Genomic DNA, 21414 nt, shown 5'->3' on the forward strand with positions numbered 1-21414 from the left:
ATTCGGGAGCCCGCAGAAACATCACGTTCGGCATCCCCATAGACCCCGCGGATGGACGAGAATCGGGTCGAGGGACGCGGTCGGTACAGGGCCTCCGGGGGGACACGGGGCAAGCCGGCTGGGAGGTGGGGACGTTGGCGACGGCACATCCCAGTACTCGCCTGCGCCGACTCGCCGGCGTGCTCGGGCCCCTGCTGCTCGTGGTGGCGGCGCTGTGGGTGTACGCCGTCCTGCCGAGTGCGTCGGTCCTGCACAGCCGCGCCACGGCCAGAGCCCCGACGGTGACCGTTGCCGGGCTGAAGGCGCCGACCCCGCCCGCCATTCCACCTGCCACTCCGCCTGCCACTCCGCCTGCCACTCCGCCTGCCTCTGCGCCGCCGCCCGCGGGCCGCACGCCGCCGCCCTCGCCGACGACCCCGGGCACGACCGGACGTCGCGTGACCGGACCGGGCGTGACCGAGCCCGGCATCCGGATCTCCACGACGATCGCGGCCGACGGCACGCTCCAGGTCTCGGAGCGGGTCCGGGTCGCTTCGGAGATCGGCCGCCTCGAGCTCGCACCTCCTGACCTCACTCTTGCCGGGGACGAGTTCAGCGGCGCCTACCCCAGTGCCACGCAGCTGCGGCTCGCCGTGGGTGGCCAGCCGATGGCCCTGACGTTCAGTGCCCTCACGGCCCCGCGCGCCATCGTCCTCGGGCTGCCCGTCCACACGTACGAGCTGCGCTACGTCCTGGTGGGGGCGTCGGTGCGCAGCGTCCCCTCGAAGGCCGGTCGGGCGCTGGCGGCCCTCGGCCCGGTGAGCCAGTCGCTGCCCCCGCCGTCGCCGGTGGTCCTCGTCACGCGGGGCAAGGCAGTGCGCAACCTCAGCTGCCCCCTTCTCAGCGGCAACGAGGTCGCCTGCTCCGACGGCGTCAGGGGTGCCATGAGCGTGCGCGAACCGCTCTCGCTGCGGTCTGCGCTCGTCATCCTCCAGCTCGACCTGCCGAGGCCGTGATGGACGGCCCGATCGGCGACCTGCTCGTCGGGGCCACCCGCGTCCTGCTCTACGTCGGCTTCGTGCTGCTCGCCGGCACCCTGTCGATCTGGGTCCTCGTCTGGCCCGAGGGGCACTACGACCGTCGTCAGCGGCTTCTCGTCGACGACGGCATGGTCCTGCTGGTCATCGCGACGGTGCTCGGCCCCGTCGTCACAGTGCTCCTGAGCGACGAGCCCGTGGGCGAGTCCCTCTCCGGCGAGGCTGGTGCGGCTGCGCTCCTTCGTCTGGCGGTCATCGCCGTCATCGCTGCCTGGCTGCCCGAGCTCGTGGACGGCCCGACCGTGGGCTGGCGGCGCATCGCGGTCGGAGCGATCGTCGTCGAGCTCTCCCTGACGATGGTGATCGCGTCCGACGCGATCACCGGACAGCTCGTCGCGCTCAAGGTCGTCGCGACGCTCGGGCACCTGCTCGCGGCGGCGGCGTGGCTGGGCGGGCTCGTCATCCTTGCCGTCATCATCATCCCCGGGCAGCACCTCGACCAGCTCGACGAGCTGCTCCCGTCGTTCTCGAAGGTGGCGTTCGTCAGCGTCGTCACCCTCGCCGTCACGGGGGCCGTTCACGCCGTCGCGCAAGCGGGCGGCCTCACGGTTCTGGTCTCGAGCCCGTTCGGCGTCGTCCTGTTCCTCAAGGTCGCGATCTTCAGCGGGATGCTCGTCCTCGGCAACCATGGCCGCCGCTACGTGATCGAGTTCGTGCTGCACCGTGCGCGCCCCCGCGGCGGGGTTGCCGCTGGTGCCGTGAGCACTCTCGCCGTCGTCATGGGCGCTGAGCTCGCAACGGCCGGTGCTCTGCTCCTCACGACGGCCGTCCTCGTCGCGGTGGCCCCGCTGGGCTGAGTCCCGGGCCGGGAGAGCGGTCCCGCCTTTTGGTCACGCGAGGGTGGCCGCCGCCTCGAGGACGGTCCAGGCCTGGAGCTGTGGCGACAGCTCGAGCGGCCGCGTCGGCGGGGTTCCGCCGGGCTCGGTCGGGAAGGCCGAGGGGTCCCGCCGACCGGCGACCGGAACGCTCTGACGACCTCGCCACAGTGCGTCCGCGGTGTCGAGGACCAGGCGGCGGGCCGTGCCGCGCGCGTCGTCGTCGAGGCGCCGGCTGGACGCAGCGAGGGCGAGGTAGCGCACGAGGATCCCGGTGAAGAGCCCGCCGTCGCCGCCGCCGTGGGTGCGAAGCACGCGGGCCCCGTCGAGCTCCACGGTCAGCCGCGCGTCGACCGCGGCGACGAGGGCCGCGGCGCGCTCGAGACTGCGGTCGTCGCCGAGCGTGACGAGCGCGCCGAGGACCGTCCCCTGGTTGTAGGACCAGACGTCGCCGACGAGGACCTCCGTGCCCTCCCGCAGCCGTATGCCGTCGAGCACGAGTCCGCTCTCCTCGGACCACAGGCGCGCATACACCCAGTCGACGAGCCGGCAGGCCTCGTCGGTCTCGCCGAGACGGGCGAGGTGCAGGGCCGCCGGGCCCGTGGCAGGGCTGTTCTTGAAGTCGTGGTCGCGGCTCCAGAAGAGGCCGCCGCCGACGTCGTCCGTGTGTGCTGACCGCAGCTGCTCGGTGAGGTGTCGGACGGCGGACCGGATGCGGCGGCGTCTCGGCGTGCGGCCGAGCTCGTCGTGCAGTGCGGCCAGGCGGCCGGACGCGAGGGCGAGCCACGCCATGTCGTCGTAGAAGCCGTTGACCCAGCGCGCCCCGTTGCGCAGCCGGATCGTCGCGAGCAACCGGTCGCCTTGGCGGGCATGGCGTTCCGCGCCCGCGAGCTCGCCCGTCCGGATCGCCCGGAGCCCGGCGTCGACGACCGCGTCGAGGTAGTGCGCCTGCCACCAGTAGTGCCACTCCCCGCGGAGCCAGCCGAACGGTCGGGAGCCCGCGGGCGCGGGGTGCACGACCCGCGCGAGGTGCGTCCACGGCATGGGGCCCAGGCGACCGGCGAAGAGCGCCGACACGGACCGCTCGGCCTCGGCGGCCCTGTCGTCGAGCGGAGTCGTGGACACGCTCGGACGGTATCGCGGGGCCGGCGTCGGCGGCCCGTGTGGAAGGGTCGGAAGCGGTGTCGAGATCGCGGCCGCGGCTCCGACGTCTCGCTCGACCGATGAGGACGGAGGACCGACGTGAAGTACCTGCTCATGATCTGGAGCAACCCGCAGACCTGGGGCCACCCGATCTTCCTGCGCACGACCGAGGCGGCGGCGATGACCGACGACGAGCGTGCCGGCATGCTGCGCGACTTCGAGGAGCTGCTCGCCGAGATCAGCGAGTCGGGAGAGCTCGTCACCGGCCAGGCGCTCGCCGACCCGATCACGGCCCGGAGCGTGCGCGTGCGTGATGGGGAGAGCGTCGTGACGGACGGACCGTTCGTCGAGTCGAAGGAGCAGCTGGCCGGCTACTTCGTCGTCGACTGCGCCAGCCCGCACCGGGCCGAGGAGATCGCCGGCCGCTTCCCCGACGCGCGGTTCGCCGTGGTCGAGGTGCGCCCGCTCATGGACGGCTCGGAGCAGGATCTCTGACAGGAGTGGCCGGCATGAGCGACGCGATCGCGACCGACGAGCTGTGGCGCAGCGTGACCCCACAGGTCATCGGTGCGCTCGTGCGCCGCTACCGCGACTTCGACCGGGCTGAGGAGGCCGCGCAGGAGGCACTTCTCGCGGCCGCAGTGCAGTGGCCCGAGCAGGGCGTGCCCGACGACCCGAAGGCCTGGCTCATCCGGGTCGCGTCGCGCCGGCTCATCGACGGACTGCGCAGCGACGAGGCGCGGGTCCGGCGCGAGCTCGCCGACGCCACCCAAGCGCCCGCCGACGACCTGGTCGCACCGCCGCCGGATGCCGTCGGGGCTCCCGGGCACGACGACAGCCTGACGCTGCTCCTCCTCTGCTGCCACCCGTCGCTCACGCCGCCCGCGCGAATCGCCTTGACCCTCAGGGCCGTCGGCGGGCTCACGACAGCCCAGATCGCCCACGCCTTCCTCGTGCCCGAGGCGACGATGGCGCAGCGGATCAGTCGCGCGAAGCAGCGCATCCGGGAGTCCGGCGCGGAGTTCCGGATGCCACCGCCGGACGAGCTCCCTGCCCGGATGAGCGAGGTGCTCCACGTGCTCTACCTCGTCTTCACCGAGGGCCACACCGCGAGCAGCGGGCAGCGGCTGCACCGGATCGACCTGACAGCAGAAGCCATCCGGCTCACACGGCAGGCCCACATCCTGCTGCCCGACGACGGCGAGGTGGCCGGGCTGCTCGCCCTCATGCTGCTCACCGAGGCGCGCCGTCGCGCGCGGACGAACGCGGCCGGAGAGCTCGTGCCGCTCGCCGAGCAGGACCGCTCGCTGTGGGACACGGCATACATCCGGGAGGGCGTCGCCCTCGTGACCGATGCTCTGACGCGGACGCGCCTCGGGCCCTACCAGGTCCAGGCGGCGATCGCCGCCGTGCACGATGAGGCTCCCACGGCGGCGGACACGGACTGGGAGCAGGTGCTCACCCTCTACGGGGTGCTCGAGCGGCTCGCGCCCGGCCCGGTCGTGTCGCTCAACCGCGCCGTCGCGCTCGCGATGGTCGAGGGCCCGGCGGCCGGGCTGGCGGTGCTCGAGGATCTTGCCCACGACAAGCGTCTCGCCGGGCACCACCGCCTCCACGCCGTGCGCGCGCACCTGCTCGAGCTGGCGGGCGACGCCGAATCCGCAAGGGAGAGCTACCTGCTCGCGTCCCGGCTGACCACGAGCATCCCCGAGCAGGACCATCTTCGACGCAGGGCCGAGGCCCTGTGAGCGACGTCCGACAGGTGCGGTGACGTCACCGGCCTGACCGACGGCGGGCTACCAACCCTTGACAAGGCGGGCGCCTGAGGTGAGACTGTTGCGCTGTCCGCACATTAGTGCGTAGTTCGCAACTATGTGAGAAGGGATCGACGGGGCCGCCAGGCCAAGAGCACGATGGGATGACCTGGCCCACCGGCAGTGCCAGCAACCAACAGTCCCCGGCCTTCGACGCCGGCGGAAACCACCGCAGCCACGATCTCCCCCGACCGGACCTCGTTCGCGCGAGGACGTCCGATCCGGGGTGGGTCGACGAGCAAGTCGCGCCGGGCGAGCTCCTGCAGTGTTCGAGTGATGGAGGAACAACCATGGGCTCAACACCAACCCTCAAGAAGGGGCTCAACGATCGCCAGCTGAGAATGATCGCCATCGGAGGTGTCATCGGCGCGGGCCTCTTCGTCGGCTCCGGTGTCGTCATCGGTAGCACCGGACCGGGCTCGTTCATCGCGTATGCGCTGTGCGGCTTCGTGGTCATCATGGTCATGCGGATGCTGGCCGAGATGGCCGTCGCAAACCCCTCGACCGGGTCGTTCGCGGACTACGCGCGCAACGCCCTCGGCGGATGGGCGGGATTCTCGGTCGGCTGGCTGTACTGGTACTTCTGGGTGATCATCGTCGGCTTCGAGGCCATCGCCGGCGCGAAGATCGTCCAGTACTGGATGCCGAACACACCACTGTGGCTGGTCTCGCTGATCCTTCTCAGCGCGATGACCGCCACCAACCTGTTCTCGGTGTCGTCGTTCGGCGAGTTCGAGTTCTGGTTCGCCGGCATCAAGGTCGCGGCCATCGTCATCTTCCTCGGTCTCGGGGCGGCGTACGTCTTCGGTCTCTGGCCGGACAGGTCGATGGACTTCTCCAACCTCACGGCCCATGGCGGGTTCCTGCCCCATGGCGCGCTCGGCATCACTGCAGCGATCGTGACCGTGATCTTCTCGATGACCGGCGCCGAGGTCGCCACCATCGCCGCCGCCGAGTCGCAGGATCCCGAGAAGGCTGTGGCCAAGGCCGCGAACTCGGTGATCATGCGCATCGCGGTCTTCTTCATCGGCTCGGTCTTCCTGCTCACCGTGATCCTGCCGTGGAACGACAAGACCGTGGCCGCCTCGCCGTTCGTCGCCGCGTTCACCGAGATGGGGATTCCCTACGCCGACCACATCATGAACGCGGTCGTGCTGACGGCGGTGCTCAGCTGCCTGAACTCGGGCATGTACACCGCGTCGCGGATGCTTTTCGTGCTCGCCGCTCGCCGTGAGGCGCCGCTCCAGCTGGTGAGCGTGACGCGCCGAGGGGTGCCCGCGGTGGCGATCCTGGCGTCCTCGGTCGTCGGCTTCCTGTGCGTGATCGCGGCCGCCGTCTCACCCGACACGGTCTTCGCGTTCCTGCTGAACTCCAGCGGGGCGATCATCCTGTTCGTCTACTGCCTCATCGGCATCTCGCAGGTCGTGCTGCGGTTCCGCTCAGGGGATGAGTCCCTGAAGGTGAAGATGTGGATGTTCCCGTTCCTGTCGATCGGGACGGTCGTGGCGATCGGCGCGATCCTGGCGCAGATGGGCATCAAGGAGGACTCCCGGTCGCAGCTGATCCTGAGCCTGCTGGCCTGGGCGGTCGTGATCCTGCTGTACTTCGCGAACAAGTGGTACATCTCCAGCCGCCCGGTGGTGGAGGGAGCGGTCGCGACGGCCAAGGCGCATCGCGTGCTGGTGATGGCCAACCAGACCGTCGACTCTGCAGAGCTGCTCGACGAGCTGCGCGAGATCAGCGCCGACCGGTCCGCCACCTACCACATCGTGGTTCCGGCCAGTCCCGTAGAAACAGGAGCGGCGGCGACCCACGGTCCGCTCGACGTGTGGGAGGCCACCCAGGTGGCCGCACAGGCGCGGCTCGACCAGACCCTGGAGGCCCTGCTCTCGGACGGCCTCGTCGCCGACGGTGCGCTGGGCGACTACCGACCGCTCCATGCCCTCGCCGATGCCGTCGACACCTTCCACCCCGACCAGATCGTGATCGCGACCCTGCCGCCCGAGGACTCGGTCTGGCACCGCTTCGACGTGGTCGACCGGGCCCGCAGCGACCATCCCGACATCCCGGTCACCCACGTGGTGGCGGCGCCGATGGTGGCGGCGGAGCGCGTGCCATGACAATCATCGCGGGCTTCAGCTCGAGTCGGCAGGGCAGCGCACCACTCAACCTGGCGGCCCAGCTCTCGCTCACCACGGGGCAGAAGGTCATTGCCGCGGTGATCGTCGAGCGGTCGGTGCCCCGAGGGGCCGACCGCCTCGAGGACGAGTACCAGCGCTACGTCTCCGCCCAGGCGACGCAGTCCCTCGAACGAGTGGTCAGTGGGCTGGGCGACGACGTCGACATCTCGGTGGTCGTCCATGAGTCGACCTCGATTCCCCAGGGCCTGACGGAGCTGGTCGACGACTACGGTGCGGAGCTGGTCGTGGTCGGGTCCTCGTCGTCAGGGCTGCTCGGGCGGGTCACTCTGGGAAGCGTGACCGAACGACTCGTGCACACGGCGGCCGTGCCGGTGGCGATCGCCCCTCGGGGCTACCCGCGGAACCCGGCTCCGATCCAGCGGCTCACCGTCTCCTACGGTGGCCCGGCGGATGCGCCCGGCCTGATCGAGTCCTCTGCCGAGCTGGCGAAGCGGTGGGCGGTGCGGATGCGGATCGCCTCGTTCACGGTGCGGCCCGCCGCCATGTTCGGCGGTTCGATCGAACGGGGCGCCGAGGACCTCATCGTCCAGCGGTGGTCGCGCCGGGTCAGGGAGGATGCACTCAAGCAGCTCGCCGAGGCGCGGGCGCGTGTCGCAGTCCCGGACGTCGACGTGGTGATCGGTGCGGGCATCGAGTGGCGCGACGCCGTGGACGACATCCCCTGGGGCACCCGCGACATGTTGCTGCTCGGGTCCGGCGCCGCCGGCCCCATGGCGCAGGTGTTCCTCGGTTCGGCGGCATCGAAGATCCTCCGGCACGCGCCCGTACCGGCGATGATCCTTCCCCGAGAGCGGGAGGCGGCGGTGTCGGCGGAGCCCTGACACCGGCGTCCCCACAGAACCGAGGTATGCCGTCGCGCGGCGTCGCGACGGCATACCTCGGCCCTTGGTGAGGGCGACTGCAACCGGCGTGCGTGACCCGCCCGGTCGCGGACTCGTTGACTGCGCGAGACCGCCACCGGACGAAGGAGTCCAGCCGTGCCCCACTCCACCGTGCGCCGCCGCAGCGCCCGATCCGTTCGCGTCGCCGCCGCCCTCCTCGCAGCACTGGCCGGCGCCGCCGCACTCACGTCCGGTGGCGAGGCCAGCGCCCGTCCCGCCGGCGCGACCATGACGAGCACGGCGCAGGTCGTCCAGCTGGGCGACTCGTACTCGGCGGGCAACGGCACGGGCACCTATGAGGAGCGTTCCTGCTACCGGTCCCCGCGCAACTACGGCGCGCAGGTCGCCGCGTCGATCGGAGCGAGCTACGTCAACCGGGCGTGCAGCGGCGGGGTCATCGCCGACCTGCTCGAGCCGCGTGAGCTCGGCGACGCCCACCCCCGCACGGCGACGTACTCGATCGACCCGAAGGCCTACCCGGACCAGCAGGCCGAGTGGCTGCGCCGGGCCCAGACAGAGCGGCTCTGCGGCGTCCCGGCCCAACCGGACTTCTCCTACCGCTACACCTTTGTCGCCGGCGCCGGTGCCGGCAGCCTCTACACCGGCACCGTGTCGTGCCAGCTGGTGGTCCGCCCGCAGATCGACGCCGTCACCCGCGACACCGACCTCGTCTTCCTCACCATCGGCGGCAACGACCTCGGGTTCTCGACGATCGTCACGAACTGCCTCGTCCTGCGCGAGCCGTCCAGCTGCAAGCAGGCGCTCGACTCCGCGACCGCGAAGGCCCCCGAGATGATGGAGCGCGCCAAGGACGCGCTGCGGGCCGTCGTCGCCCGGTCGGGCGGGCACGCGGAGGTCTACCTCCTCAGCTACCCGTTCCTCGTCAACAGCGAGGGCTACGGCATCCCCGAAGCCGCCCCGACCTACGACGCGGGCGCGGCGCTCAACGACCTCCAACGGGTCGGCGACGCGATCCAGGCGCGCGGCATCGCGCAGCTGAACGCCGAGTCGGGCGCCGACCGCTACCACTACGTCGGGACCGTCAAGCAGGCGTGGGGCGGACGCGTCCATGGGCTCGACCCGCACGTCGTCGCGGACAACTCGAACACCTGGCTCGTCCCGGCCGGTACGCCGGGTCGTGACGTCGCGGAGCTCGTCCACCCGACCCAGCCGGGCTGGGACGCGACCGCCGGTGCGCTCCGAGACGCCGTGACCGCCGGCTGAGGTGGACGCGGGTCAGAGCTCGCGCGTCATGAACGTGCTGTGCGGGTCGAGCCGGTAGGAGCCGAACGGCCCGCACTCGGTGAAGCCGTGCGCGGCGTAGAGCGCCCGGGCGGGCGCGAAGAAGTCGGCCGTGCCCGTCTCGAGGCTGAGGCGGGTCAGCCGACGGCGCGTCGCCTCGGCGATGATCTCGCGCAGGACCGTGCGGGCCACGCCGCGGCGTCGGGCGCCCGGGGCGGTGCGCATCGACTTGATCTCTCCGTGGCCGGGTTCGAGCTCGGTGAGGGCGCCGCAGCCGAGCACCTCGTCGCCGTCGCGGGCGGCCCAGAACGTCACGCCGGGTGCACGCAGCCCGTCGAGGTCGAGGGCGTGCGAGCTGCCGGGCGGGGAGATCGACCGCAGCTGCGACACGTGCCCGTCGAGCAGGTCGATGACGGCCGGGTCGGTCAGGTCGTCAACCGTGATGTGCATGGCACCCATGGTCGGACACGACCACCGTGTGTCGTCGGTCAGGCCCAGATGGCGGCCGGGATGCCGTCGGAGAAGACCTCGGGCGGGTCGGGCAGGGAGCGCGCGAGGCCGCTGGCATGGCGGGCGGCCGTCCACGCGACCGCGCAGGCGTCGAGCACGTCGTCCGCGGCGTACCCCTGGCCCCGGAGCACGGACGGGCGGGCGATCCCGGCGGCATCGAGGGCGGCGAGGCGCTCGGCGCGACCCTCGTCGGTCTTCTTGTTCGAGGTGATCGGGGCGCCGGCCATGGCGGCGAAGGACACCTCCGGATGTACCTCGATCACGGTGACGGTGGGACGCGTCCGCAGCCAGGCGTCGACCTCGACGATCTTGTCGCGCAGGGCGAACGCCTGCGCTCCGACGCCCTGGCCCACGAGCTCGCGGTTGGCGGCGTCGGCCTCGAGGCGGGTCGCGGCGGCGTACGCGGAGCGGGTCACGGTCGAGAAGATCGACGACGCCTTGCCCTTGAGCTCCGCGCGGGCGAGCCTGTCGGCCTGGCGAATGCTCTTGTCGGGTAGGCCGATCGGGATGTCGATGCCGACGACGCGCAGCCCGAGCGACTCCCGCACCATCGCGACCAGCTCGACGATGGTCGGCGCGACGACGACGCGCGGGCGGGGTGCTCCGGGCTCGAGCACGGCACCGACCCAGCCGGCCCGGCACGCGTCGACGCCGAGGACGGGTGCCACGACCTCGACCGGTGGCAGGTGGGCCGTGGTGGCTGCTCCGCGGCCCAGCGCGTCGTGCAGCCGGGCCAGCGCCTCGCTCGCGGCGGCGAACGCGTCGACGAGGTCCGCCCGGTCGGCCGGCACCTCGCCCGAGCGTGCGTCGAGCTCCGCGGCGATCGCGCGGAGGCGGAGGCGCCACTCGTCCGTGTCCATGGCACCACCCAACCCCATGGCCGGGGTGGGCCGAGGGGTGCGTGCCGGAATACGCCTCGATGCGGCCGGGGTTGTCGCCCTCATGGACACTCGCGCAACGATCGGCGTCACCGGCCTCGCGACGATGGGTCGCAACCTCGCCCGCAACATCGCCCGGCACGGGCACACGGTGGCGGTCCACAACCGGACGACGTCGCGGATGACCTCACTCGTGGAGCAGTTCGGCGACGAGGGCGCCTTCGTCGGAGCCGAGACGCTCGAGGCCTTCGTGGCTGCGATCGAGAAGCCGCGCGCGATCATCGTCATGGTCAAGGCGGGTGAGCCGACCGACGCCGTCATCGACGAGCTCGTGCCGCTGCTCGACGAGGGCGACATCGTCGTCGACGCCGGCAACGCACACTTCGCCGACACGCTGCGCCGCGAGAAGGCACTGTCCGACAAGGGAATTTACTTCGTCGGCATGGGCGTGTCCGGTGGCGAGGAGGGGGCGCTCAACGGCCCGTCGATCATGGTCGGTGGCTCGGACCACGCGTACGAGCGCCTCGCGCCGGTCGTCGAGTCGATCGCAGCCCAGGTCGAGGGCACGCCGTGTGCGGCACACCTCGGGCCTGACGCCGCCGGCCACTTCGTCAAGATGGTGCACAACGGCATCGAGTACGCCGACATGCAGCTCATCGCGGAGTCCTTCGACCTGCTCCGCAGCGTCCTCGGGCTCGAGCCGGCCGAGATCGCGGAGGTCTTCCGGGAGTGGAACGGAGGCGACCGCGAGTCGTTCCTCATCGAGATGACCGCCGACGTGCTGGCTCACACCGACGCTCCGACCGGCACGCCGTTCGTGGACGTGGTCGGCGACGCCGCCGAGCAGAAGGGGACCGGCCGCTGGACGGTGCAGAACGCCCTCGACCTCGGTGTGCCCGTGACCGGTATCGCGGAGGCGACCTTCGCCCGCAGCCTCTCGGGCCACACGAGCCAGCGGGAGGCGGTCCGCGAGACGTTCGCCGACCTGACGGGACATGACCCGGCGGAGCGGGACGTCGACCGCGACGGCTTCGTCGACGACGTGCGCGCCGCGTTGTACGCGTCGAAGATCGTCGCGTACGCGCAGGGCTTCGACCAGCTCGCCGCGGGCTCGAGGGAGCACGGCTGGGACCTCGACCTCGGCGAGGTGGCGACGATCTGGCGCGGCGGCTGCATCATCCGAGCTCGGTTCCTCGACCGCATCCGCGAGGCGTACGCCGAGGAGCCGCAGCTCGAGACGTTGCTGACGGCGCCGTGGTTCGCTGACGCGATCCGCGACGGCGTGGCGGCCTGGCGCCGGGTGGTCGCGGTGGCTGCCGAGCGCGGCGTGCCGACGCCCGCGTTCGCCTCGTCGCTCGCCTACTTCGACGCCCTGCGACGCGACCGGCTGCCCGCCGCGCTCATCCAGGCCCTCCGCGACAACTTCGGCGCGCACACCTACACGCGCGTCGACCGAGAAGGGACGTTCCACACGAACTGGGCGGGCGACCGGGCGGAGGCGCAGATCGGTTGAACCCGCCATGTCACTGCCCCGGTGGGTGGGGCACTGACGTGGGCGCGGGACCTGGTCACCTGGCCGGGCTCGGCCCGCGGCCGTCCCAGCAACGGGCCATGCGGCATACGACCCCTTCGACAGCGTCAGGAGTCGGACGTAGCGTGAGGCAATGAGCTTCCCTGAGCCCGGTCGCGCGGCGACCCTCGGCGAGCTGCGCGCCTCCGGCCACGTGCACCGCAGCGTCAAGAGTGAGATCCGCGAGAACCTGCTGGCCCGGCTGCGTGCCGGTGAGGACGCCTTTCCCGGGATGGTCGGCTTCGAGGACACGGTGCTGCCCGAGCTCGAGACGGCGCTGCTCGCCGGCCACGACCTCGTCCTGCTCGGCGAGCGCGGCCAGGGCAAGACGCGGCTCATGCGAACGCTCGCGGGGCTGCTCGACGAGTGGAGCCCCGTCGTCGTCGGCTGCGAGATCGGTGACGACCCGCACGCGCCGTCGTGCACGCGGTGCCGGCGCCTCGCTGCCGAGCTCGGCGACGACCTGCAGGTCACGTGGCGGCACCGCAGCGAGCGCTACACCGAGAAGCTCGCGACGCCCGACACGAGCGTCGGTGACCTCGTCGGCGACGTCGACCCCGTCAAGGTCGCGCAGGGCCGCACGCTCGGCGACCCCGAGACGGTGCACTACGGGCTCGTGCCGCGCAGCAACCGCGGCATCTTCGGGCTCAACGAGCTGCCCGACCTCGCCGAGCGCATCCAGGTCGCGCTCTTCAACGTGCTCGAGGAGCGCGACATCCAGATCCGCGGCTACTCGCTGCGGCTGCCGCTCGACCTCCTGCTCGTCGCGACCGCCAACCCGGAGGACTACACGAACCGCGGCCGCATCATCACGCCGCTCAAGGACCGCTTCGGCGCTGAGATCCGCACGCACTACCCGTCCGAGGTCGGCGACGAGGTGGCGCTCATCGCTCAGGAGTCCGCGCTCGTCGCCGACGTCCCGGAGCACCTGCTCGAGGTCGTCGCGCGGTTCACCCGCGGGCTGCGCGAGTCGTCGGCCGTCGACCAGCGCTCAGGCGTCTCGGCGCGCTTCGCGATCGCGGGGGCGGAGGGGGTCGCCGGCTCGGCGCTGCGCCGAGCCGCCCGCGTCGGGGAGCAGCATGCCGTCGCGCGCGTCTGCGACGTCCCGACCGTCGTGCCCACCCTCCTCGGCAAGGTCGAGTTCGAGATGGGGGAGGAGGGCCGCGAACGCGACGTGCTGACGCACCTGCTGCGGCTCGCCATCGCCGAGACCTACCGCTCGCGGCTGGCGGGACTCGACCTCACCGGCTTCACGAACCTGTTCGCCGAGGGTGCGGTCGTCGAGACGGGCGACCTCGTGCCGGGCTCGGACCTGCTCGCCCAGGTCGGCCCGGTCTCCGGTCTCTCCAAGGTGCTCGACCGGCTCGGCCACGGCGACGACGCGACGCCCGGGCAGGTCGCTGCCGCGATCGAGTTCGTCCTCGAGGGCCTGCACCTGACCCGCCGCATCGACAAGGACACCGTCGCCGGCCGCACCGTCTACGGAGCCTGACACCGTGACGCCGCGCGAGGGTGGTGAGGTGCACGGGCGGTTCCGCTACGCCCCGTGGACCGGCGGGCCCGACCCGCTCGCGCCACCCTTCGACGTGCGGTCGGCCCTCGACGAGGTCGGGCACGACGTCCTGAGCGGCGGCAACCTGCGCGACTCGCTGCGCGAGCTGCTGCGGCGGGGCATGGACGGCCGCCGCGGCCTCGACGACCTCGCCGAACGCGTACGCCATCTCCGTGAGGCCGCCCGCCGGCGCGGAGACCTCGGCGGCACGCTCGACCAGGTGCGCGCGCTGCTCGACCAGGCCCTCGCCCAGGAGCGCGACACCCTCGCCGACGAGGACGGCGACGACGCTCGCCTCGACGAGATGGACCTCGCGACGATCCCCGACGACGTGGCTGGTGCCGTGCGGGCTCTGGGCGACTACGAGTGGCACTCCGACGAGGCGCGAGAGACGTACGAGCAGATCGCGCAGATGCTCCAGCGCGAGGTGGTGGGGGCGCAGTTCGAAGGGCTCAAGCAGGCGCTGTCGGGCAACGACCCTCAGGCCATGCAAGCCGTCAAGGACATGCTCGCCGACCTCAACCAGCTCCTCGCCGCCCACGCACGCGGTGAGGACACCGAGGACCAGTTCCGCGACTTCATGGACAAGCACGGCGACCTGTTCCCCGAGAGCCCGCAGAACGTCGACGAGCTCATCGACGCGCTCGCCCGGCGCCAGGCGGCCGCCGACCGGCTCCTGGCCTCGCTGACGCCGGAACAGCGCGAGCAGCTCGGCCAGCTCATGGCCGACGCTCTCGGCGACCCCGACCTCGCCTCGCAGATGGCACAGCTCTCCGACAACCTGCGCGCCCTGCGGCCCGGCCTCGACCGCCGCAGCCCCGTGCAGCCGGGACAGGGCGGCGAGCCGCTGGGCTACGGCGAGGCCGTCAGCGCGGTCGCCGAGCTGGCCGACCTCGAGCAGCTGGGCGAACAGCTCGGGCAGTCGTACTACGGCGCGAGTCTCGACGACGTCGACGTCGAGCGGCTCGAGCAGTACCTCGGCGCCGACGCCGCCCGCGACATGGAGGCGCTGCGCCAGCTCGAACGCGAGCTCGAGCGGCAGGGCTACGTCTCCCGCGGCGACGACGGGCTGCGCCTGACCCCGCGGGCCGTGCGACGGCTCGGCGAGACCGCGCTGCGCCGGGTCTTCGAGCACGTCGAGACCGCGGGGCGCGGCGACCACGACGACCACACCGCCGGCCAGGCCGACGAGCCGACCGGGCTGACCCGGGCCTGGGAGTTCGGCGACGAGCTGCCCATCGACACGGTCCGCACGATCTCCAACGCCCTGACCCGCACGGCCCGTGCCGCGCGTACGGGAGCCGGGCTCGGCGGGGTCGACCTGCTCGTCGAGGACTTCGAGGTCGCCGAGACGGAGCGGCGCGCGCGGGCGGCGGTGGCGCTGTGCGTCGACATGTCGTTCTCGATGATGCAGGAGGGGCGCTGGGGGCCGATGAAGCAGACGGCGCTCGCGCTCTCGCACCTCGTGCAGTCCCGGTTCCGGCACGACGCGCTGCAGATGATCGGCTTCAACCTCGTCGCGCGGCGGCTCACGCCCGTCGAGCTGGCGGAGGCCGAGCCGGAGTGGGTGCAGGGCACGAACCTGCAGCACGCGCTCATGCTCGCGTCGCGGCACCTGCGGCGGCACCCGGACGCCGAGCCGGTCGTCCTCGTCGTCACCGACGGCGAGCCCACCGCGCACCTGGAGCTCGACGGGCGGCCGACGTTCCACTGGCCCGCGACCCAGGCGACACTGCGCGCCACCGTGGCCCAGGTCGACGAGCTGCGGCGCTCGGGGGCGCAGCTCAACATCTTCATGCTCGGCGACGACCCGGGGCTCGCGCGGTTCGTCGACGCCGTGGCCCGGCGCGCGGGCGGACGCGTCTTCACCCCGGACATCGCGCGGCTCGGCGAGTACGTCGTGGCCGACTACCTGCGTACCCGCCGAGGGCGCCGCTGAGCTCTCGCAGGACCGAGAGGAAAGGAGGGCAGCATGGGCAAGGTCGTGTCGTCGGCATCGACGTCGCTGGACGGGTTCGTCGCAGGCCCGAACGACGAGGTCGGGCCGCTCTTCGACTGGTACGAGGCGGGCGACGTGCCCTGGACGTCCGCGGGCGGCGACATGACGTTCCACCTGACGCAGCGCGATGCCGACTACTGGGAGGGGTGGACCCGCCGGCTCGGCGCGCTCGTCGTCGGCCGGCACCTCTTCGACATCACCGACGGATGGAAGGGCACCCACCCCTTGGGCGTGCCCGTCGTCGTCCTGACCCACGAAGCGCCCGACGGCTGGGGCTACCCCGGCGGCACGGTCGAGTTCATGACGGGCGGGGTCCACGACGCGGTGACGCGGGCACGCGAGCTCGCGGGCGACTCCGACGTGGGCGTCGCGGCAGGCGAGATCGCGAGCCAGTGCCTCGCCGAGGGGTTGCTCGACGAGGTGGCGGTCGACCTCGTGCCCTGCTTCCTCGGTGTCGGTCGCCCGTACTTCACCGAGGCCGCCGGTCAGGTCGTGCTCGGCAACCCGACGACGATCGTCGACGGCGAGCGCGTCACGCACCTCGTCTACCCGGTTCGGCGCTGACCCTGCGCCGCTGACAATTGGGTCGCTCTCGCCCAGCGGTGCCTGTCATGGTGGCGCCATGACGCGCGGGCGCGACGGTCGGCTGGACCGCATCGAGACCTACTACGACTGCGTGCCGCGCGCCGTCGCCGCCGTCGAGCAGGTCGGCCCGTTCACGCTCTTCCTCGCCGAGGAGCGCACCGGCTGGCAGTTCTACGCGCGCCCCCGGCTGGGCGGGGGTGGCACGTTCACCGAGGCCGAGGTATGCCGTGTGCTCGATCGTCAGGAGCAGCTGGACGTCCCGCGCGCCATCGAGTGGGTCGACGAGGTCACGCCGACGCTCCTGCCCGCGGTGCGTGGCGCGGGCCACGAGCCGCATCACCACCCGCTGCTCGTCATGCCTGCTGACGTGGTTGTCGAGGCCGATCCGCGCGCCCGGCCGCTGCGTCCGGCCGAGCCGCACCTGTCCCTTGCGCTGGGGTCGGTGTCGGCGGGGTTCGCCGGGAAGGACGACGTCGAGCCGAAGGACCCGGGTCGCCGGTCCGAGCTCATGGACCGGGGCGCCCTCGTCGTCGTGGCCTCGTTCGACGGCAACCGTCTCTGCGGGGCCGGTTCGGCTGCTCCGCGCGGCGCCGTCGCCGAGCTCATCGGCATCGCCGTGCCGCCCGGACACCGAGGCCGCGGGCACGGCACCGCGATCACGCGTTCGCTCGTCGCGGCCTGCCGCGCGCAGGGCGTCGACCTCGTGTTCCTCTCGGCCGGGTCCGACGCGGCGGCCGACATCTACCGCCGGATCGGCTTCGTCGACGTGGGCACGGCCTGCGTCCTCGACCTCGACGACTGAGCCCCCGCGCCCTCGACCGCAACACACCGAGAGACTGGCCACACCCCGGCGTCCGATCCCGGAGCGTTGATGGGTGCTCGGTGTGTTGCGGGGTGGGGTGCGCGGCGGGCGAGGGCGCGCGGTCAGACCTTGGCGGGCCGGAAGCCGGCGGCCTCGGCGTCACTCATCGTCGCGAAGCACTGCTCGGGCTTCGTGACGTTGTAGTACCGGTCGCCCGGCTCGTGGGCGATCCACGAGTCCTCGTTGCCCTTGACCGGCAGCGCCTCCGGGCACGGGTACTTGTCACCCGACAGGGGCCATGCGCCGCCGGACGTGCCGCCCGAGCTCCCGCCGGAGTCGGGCTCGGCACATGCGGCCTTCGGGCTCGCGATGTCGGCCCGGACGTATGCCGTCTCGCGGGTGTGGCGGCCATAGCCGTCGCGCGAGTCGTAGCGGGCGACGGCATACCCCTTCTTGATGAGGCGCAGGCCGGCGTCGACCCCGTTGACGTCGACGTAGCGCAGCAGCCGGCCGTAGCGGTCGACGTCGTCCTGGGCGCCGGCGGTGAGCGTCACCCGCTGGCCGCCGATGACGCTGCGCAGGGCGTTGCGCGCCTCGGTGAAACCGCACTGCCCCGACTCCGGGGTGTCGATGCCGATGAACCGAACCTTGCTGGAGACGCCGGCGCGCGAGACCCAGATGGTGTCGCCGTCGACGACCTTCGTCACGGCCCACGTCGCGGCGGCGGCCTTTGCTGCTGCAGCAGCGGCGGCCGCCCTCGCCTTGGCCGCCTTGTCGGACGCGGCCTTGGCAGCCGCGGCCTTCGCGTCGGCGGCCTTCTTGGCGGCCGCGGCCTTGGCCTCGGCCGCCCGCTTCGCCGCGGCGGCCTTCGCGGCGGCGTCGTCAGTCGAGGCAGCGTCGGTCGAGGTGGAGGTCCAGGGGGCCGCCGTCGGGGTCACCGTGACCGTGACGGCCGGCTGCTGCCCGGTACCGGCCAACGCGATCTCGTCGTAGCCTCGTGAGGCGTTGCCCGCCAGGGCCGCCACCACGACGAGGCTGCCGATCGTGATGAGTCCGTTGGTCCTGCGACTGCGCATGCTGCTCCCTGTTCCCCGGTGATCCGATCACGGTAGGTGACCGACCCGGACCTGTCCGGCGAATGGCCCATCGCTGCAGCCGCACTCGGTCACAATGGGCGCGTCAGGCACTGGACGAGGGGGAGCGCGTGGGCGAGAGACAGGCCGCGACGCCGACGACGATCGACGACTACGTGGCGGGCTTCCCGGACGGGCCCCGCGAGGTCCTCGAGCAGGTCTGCGAGGCCCTCCGGCGGGCAGTGCCGGGCGGCGAGGAGAAGATCCGCTACGGCATGCCGGCGATCATGTTCGCCGACCGCTACGGCATCCACTTCGCCGGGTGGAAGAAGCACGTCGGGCTCTACCCGGTCGGCGAGCTCGACGCCGACCTCGAGGCCGAGGTCGCGCCGCACCGCACGACGAAGGACACGGTGCGGTTCCTCTACGCCGAGCCCGTGCCCTACGACCTCATCGAGCGTCTCGCCCGGAGGCTCGCTGCGAAGCACGCCGCCTGAGCTCAGGTCCGCTGGTCGGCCTTGATGAGCCCGAGGGTGTGGGCGACGACGGCGTTGGCGTGGCCGTGCCCGAGGCCGTGCTGGGTCTTGAGCCATGTGACGAGCTCGCCGTGCTTGACCGTCCCGACGGCGTGCTGGTCGCGGACGAGCCCGATCCAGTGGTCGATCGGCTGGCCGTAGCTCTTCTCGATGGACGGGAAGTACGACGCCGGGCCCTGGGGGGCGGGAACGCCCGCGGCGGGCTGCGTGCTCATGGCTCCTGCTGAAGTGCTCGTCATACCCTCACGTCGAACGGCGCGACCGGTTCTCGACGCGAGACCCCGCGGGACCGCTGACGGGACCGCTGACGGGACCGTCCCGGCATACGTCCGCTCCCCGTGGGGGACGCCGAGGCTACGTCCCGTCGTCCGACCCGTGCGGAGGCGTGCGCGGGAGGCTTCCCTAGGCCGTCCGGCTGGACGCGAGCTGGGTGACCGCGGCGTCGGACGGTGCCGAGGCGGGTGCCCTTCGGCCGTGTGCAGCGTGGCGGGCGAAGTCTCCGACGACCTGGGCGGCCTTGCGGCGCGAGGGCATGAACCGCAGGAAGAAGGTGACCCGCAGCACCCACGCGACCCAGCCGGTGAACGGGATGCCGTAGAGCTCGGAGATCGACCGCCCGAACCCGAAGGACGCCGCCTGCCCGAGACCGCGGTAGCCGAACGGCTTCGTGCGGCGTCCGTGGAGCGACCGGGCCAGGTTCGTGCCGAGGTGGTCACCGCCCTTGATGGCCCAGAGCGCGTTGGCCGGGACGGGCTCGCCGCTCGTCGGGTGGACGACGCAGGCGGCATCGCCGGCGGCCCACACGTGGCCGACGACAGACAGGTCGGGCCGGGTGACGAGCCGCCCGCGCGGGTCGCGGTGCTCGTCGAGCCCGGGGACCTGCACGGGTCGCTGGCCGATCGTCGCGATGACGGTGCTCGCGGGCAGGCTCGTCCCGTCGGAGAGGTATGCGTGGTCGGCCGTCACGGAGGCCAGGCGCACACCGAGCCGCACCCGGACACCGAGCCGTTTGAGCTCCTGCGCGGCGCGGCGGGCCAGACGCGGCTGCGACTCGTGCAGCTCGGACAGCAGGTGCTCGCCGGAGTGCACGAGCTCGACGCGGACACGGGCGCCGCCGAGGTCGGCGACGGCGGCGGCCATCTCGACGCCGGCCATCCCGCCGCCGGCGACGACGACGGTGTGCCGGCGCGGTCCGCGGTGGGATGCGGCGGCGCGGACGCGTTCGGCGAGGACGGCGATGTCGCCCGGCGCGCGCAGGGTGAAGCCGTGCTCGGCAAGACCCGGCACGGCGGCCGCCGGCTCGCGACCGCCCGTGCCCACGACGAGCTCGTCGTAGTCGAGGATGCGCAGGCCCGGCTCGTCGGACTGCTCGTAGCGCACGACGCGGCGCTCGGCGTCGATCGACAGCGCCCGTCCGATGACGACGTGCGCGTGCGGCATGGCCGCGGTGAGGGGCGTGCGGGTGCGGTCGTAGGGGAGGAGGCCGGCGAGGACCTCACCGGTGAACCCGTGGTAGCTGTGCGCGTCGTCGGCGCTGATGACCACGACCTGGACGTCGCCGCGGCGGACGGCACGCCCGGCGCGACGCATCAGGGCGGAATACGCGTGGAGGGTGACGTAGCCGCCGCCCAGCAGCACGACGCGGTGGTGCGCGCGGGCGAGCGTGGTCACGACGCCACCCCCAAAGCGGCGCGGCCGACGGCCACGTGGCGACCGAAGCTCGTCGGCTCGGCGGCACGGAAGCCGAGGTGCGCGAGATCGGCGGCGAGCGCACGCGTCCGGTCGACGAGCTCGAGCGTCGGGACGCCGATGGAGAAGTGGCCGCGGTGGCCGGACAGGGCGAGCAGCGCGGTCTCGGCGAAGCACGCGTACGACCGGCCGTCCGGCAGGCCGATGTTGCCGCCGACGAGGCGCAGGCTCGGGATGTCGACGACGCCGCCGTCGACGACGAGCACGTCGGGTCGCTCGTCGACGAGGGTGGGTGAGGTGTTGCGGGGCTGGGTCGCGTCGAGCACGACGGCCCCCGGAGCGAGGTGCGCCGGGCCGAGGAGCGCGTCGGCGGAGGCGGTGAGGAGGATGACGAGATCGGCCGTGGCGACGGCGTCCATCGTCGTGGCGGTCGTCGTCGGGACCTGCCGGCCGACCTCCGCCGCCAGTGCGTCGAGGCGTCCGGCCGAGCGGGCCACCAGGGTGAGGCGAGCCGCGGCGCGGTCGCGGGCGATGAGCCGGGTGACGGCGGCGCCGACGCTGCCGGTCGCGCCGACGACGGCGACGTGTGGGTCGGCCGAGCGGTCGACGGCGTCGCGCAGGAGGCGGCGGGCCTGGTCGTCGACGATGGCGGCGGTGAACGCGTTGCCGTTCGTGACGCCGATGTCGGTGCGGCTGCGCAGCGACACGCCGCCCGCGGTCACCGTCGCGGTCAGGGCGCCGAGCCCCACGACGTCGCAGCCGAGGGTGCGGGCCTTGTCGACCGCGCGGTGAACGCGGGCCCGGCCCTCGCCGGGTGAGGTGAGCAGGTGGCGTGCCCCGAACGGCACGAGGACGACGTGGCCGACGTGCTCGCCGCCGATGTGGATGCCGGCCATGTTCACGGGCGGCAGGGGGAGGTGGCGCAGGGCGGTGGCGTAGACGGGGTCGGGCACGCGGCCGAGCGGCGACCAGACCCGGGCGAGGTCCTCGCCGAGGCGGGCGCGCGGGTGGACGGTGAAGGCGAAGGTGCCGGGGGTGCTCACGGGTG

At 72.5% G+C, this 21414-nt stretch carries 20 protein-coding genes; 13 read left to right on the top strand and 7 right to left on the bottom strand.

Annotation, left to right across the window (positions count from 1 at the left end):
* Positions 1-134: 134 nt before the first annotated feature.
* Together H9I49_RS03795 and H9I49_RS03800 are read left to right on the top strand one after the other, a co-directional pair.
* Complete coding sequence (locus H9I49_RS03795) at positions 135-995, top strand: hypothetical protein (protein WP_188028962.1); 861 nt, start codon at positions 135-137, stop codon at positions 993-995.
* The gene (locus H9I49_RS03800; RefSeq protein WP_188028963.1) at positions 995-1873 is read left to right on the top strand and encodes a CopD family protein; all 879 of its coding nucleotides are present in this window, start codon (positions 995-997) and stop codon (positions 1871-1873) included. Before H9I49_RS03795 ends, H9I49_RS03800 begins: the two co-directional genes overlap by 1 nt.
* Before the next feature lie 33 nt (positions 1874-1906).
* Here H9I49_RS03800 and H9I49_RS03805 read toward each other — a convergent pair whose 3' ends face one another.
* A complete protein-coding gene (locus tag H9I49_RS03805; RefSeq protein ID WP_370587413.1) occupies positions 1907-3016 on the bottom strand; it encodes a glycoside hydrolase family 76 protein in 1110 nt (369 codons plus the stop codon).
* A 117-nt stretch (positions 3017-3133) separates the two neighbouring features.
* On the opposite strand from H9I49_RS03805, the gene H9I49_RS03810 reads away from it, so the two are divergent.
* The 5 genes from H9I49_RS03810 to H9I49_RS03830 all read left to right on the top strand — a co-directional run bounded on the left by H9I49_RS03810 (position 3134) and on the right by H9I49_RS03830 (position 9154).
* Complete coding sequence (locus H9I49_RS03810) at positions 3134-3529, top strand: YciI family protein (RefSeq protein WP_188028964.1); 396 nt, start codon at positions 3134-3136, stop codon at positions 3527-3529.
* A gap of 14 nt (positions 3530-3543) precedes the next feature.
* On the top strand, positions 3544-4782 hold the full coding sequence (locus tag H9I49_RS03815) for an RNA polymerase sigma factor (RefSeq protein ID WP_188028965.1): 1239 nt from the start codon (positions 3544-3546) through the stop codon (positions 4780-4782).
* A 356-nt stretch (positions 4783-5138) separates the two neighbouring features.
* Entirely contained in the window at positions 5139-6968 is a 1830-nt protein-coding gene (locus H9I49_RS03820; protein ID WP_188028966.1) for an amino acid permease, read from the top strand.
* Positions 6965-7870, top strand: a complete 906-nt coding sequence (locus H9I49_RS03825) for a universal stress protein (protein ID WP_188028967.1) — start codon at positions 6965-6967, stop codon at positions 7868-7870. Before H9I49_RS03820 ends, H9I49_RS03825 begins: the two co-directional genes overlap by 4 nt.
* Before the next feature lie 156 nt (positions 7871-8026).
* Entirely contained in the window at positions 8027-9154 is a 1128-nt protein-coding gene (locus H9I49_RS03830; RefSeq protein WP_370587414.1) for an SGNH/GDSL hydrolase family protein, read from the top strand.
* Between the two features lie 12 nt (positions 9155-9166).
* Here H9I49_RS03830 and H9I49_RS03835 read toward each other — a convergent pair whose 3' ends face one another.
* Complete coding sequence (locus H9I49_RS03835; RefSeq protein WP_188028968.1) at positions 9167-9622, bottom strand: GNAT family N-acetyltransferase; 456 nt, start codon at positions 9620-9622, stop codon at positions 9167-9169.
* A gap of 38 nt (positions 9623-9660) precedes the next feature.
* On the bottom strand, positions 9661-10542 hold the full coding sequence (locus tag H9I49_RS03840) for a DUF429 domain-containing protein (RefSeq protein WP_188028969.1): 882 nt from the start codon (positions 10540-10542) through the stop codon (positions 9661-9663).
* A gap of 82 nt (positions 10543-10624) precedes the next feature.
* On the opposite strand from H9I49_RS03840, the gene gndA reads away from it, so the two are divergent.
* The 5 genes from gndA (at position 10625) to H9I49_RS03865 (ending at position 17068) form a co-directional block, all read left to right on the top strand.
* Positions 10625-12073, top strand: a complete 1449-nt coding sequence (gndA, locus tag H9I49_RS03845) for an NADP-dependent phosphogluconate dehydrogenase (protein ID WP_188028970.1) — start codon at positions 10625-10627, stop codon at positions 12071-12073.
* Positions 12074-12224: 151 nt separating this feature from the next.
* Positions 12225-13622 carry a sigma 54-interacting transcriptional regulator gene (locus tag H9I49_RS03850; protein ID WP_188028971.1) on the top strand — a complete coding sequence of 466 codons (1398 nt, stop codon included), beginning with the start codon at positions 12225-12227 and terminating at the stop codon, positions 13620-13622.
* A 4-nt stretch (positions 13623-13626) separates the two neighbouring features.
* Positions 13627-15621: a hypothetical protein gene (locus H9I49_RS03855; RefSeq protein WP_188028972.1), complete on the top strand. Its 1995-nt coding sequence runs from the start codon at positions 13627-13629 to the stop codon at positions 15619-15621.
* Positions 15622-15654: 33 nt separating this feature from the next.
* Positions 15655-16245 (top strand): dihydrofolate reductase family protein, encoded by a 591-nt coding sequence (locus H9I49_RS03860; protein WP_188028973.1) that lies wholly within the window; start codon positions 15655-15657, stop codon positions 16243-16245.
* Between the two features lie 58 nt (positions 16246-16303).
* Positions 16304-17068: a GNAT family N-acetyltransferase gene (locus tag H9I49_RS03865; protein WP_188028974.1), complete on the top strand. Its 765-nt coding sequence runs from the start codon at positions 16304-16306 to the stop codon at positions 17066-17068.
* Between the two features lie 122 nt (positions 17069-17190).
* Here the strand turns inward: H9I49_RS03865 and H9I49_RS03870 are convergent, their stop codons facing one another.
* The gene (locus tag H9I49_RS03870; RefSeq protein WP_188028975.1) at positions 17191-18144 is read right to left on the bottom strand and encodes a thermonuclease family protein; all 954 of its coding nucleotides are present in this window, start codon (positions 18142-18144) and stop codon (positions 17191-17193) included.
* A 128-nt stretch (positions 18145-18272) separates the two neighbouring features.
* On the opposite strand from H9I49_RS03870, the gene H9I49_RS03875 reads away from it, so the two are divergent.
* Entirely contained in the window at positions 18273-18638 is a 366-nt protein-coding gene (locus H9I49_RS03875) for an iron chaperone (RefSeq protein WP_370587415.1), read from the top strand.
* A gap of 2 nt (positions 18639-18640) precedes the next feature.
* Here the strand turns inward: H9I49_RS03875 and H9I49_RS03880 are convergent, their stop codons facing one another.
* From H9I49_RS03880 to H9I49_RS03890, 3 genes are all read right to left on the bottom strand, one after another.
* Complete coding sequence (locus tag H9I49_RS03880; protein ID WP_188028977.1) at positions 18641-18892, bottom strand: DUF4287 domain-containing protein; 252 nt, start codon at positions 18890-18892, stop codon at positions 18641-18643.
* A 187-nt stretch (positions 18893-19079) separates the two neighbouring features.
* A complete protein-coding gene (locus tag H9I49_RS03885; protein WP_188028978.1) occupies positions 19080-20348 on the bottom strand; it encodes an FAD-dependent oxidoreductase in 1269 nt (422 codons plus the stop codon).
* On the bottom strand, positions 20345-21409 hold the full coding sequence (locus tag H9I49_RS03890; RefSeq protein WP_188028979.1) for an NAD(P)-binding domain-containing protein: 1065 nt from the start codon (positions 21407-21409) through the stop codon (positions 20345-20347). Before H9I49_RS03890 ends, H9I49_RS03885 begins: the two co-directional genes overlap by 4 nt.
* Positions 21410-21414: the final 5 nt, after the last annotated feature.

The sequence above is a fragment of the Terrabacter sp. MAHUQ-38 genome (assembly GCF_014518425.1).
In the GTDB taxonomy this organism is placed as follows: domain Bacteria; phylum Actinomycetota; class Actinomycetes; order Actinomycetales; family Dermatophilaceae; genus Terrabacter.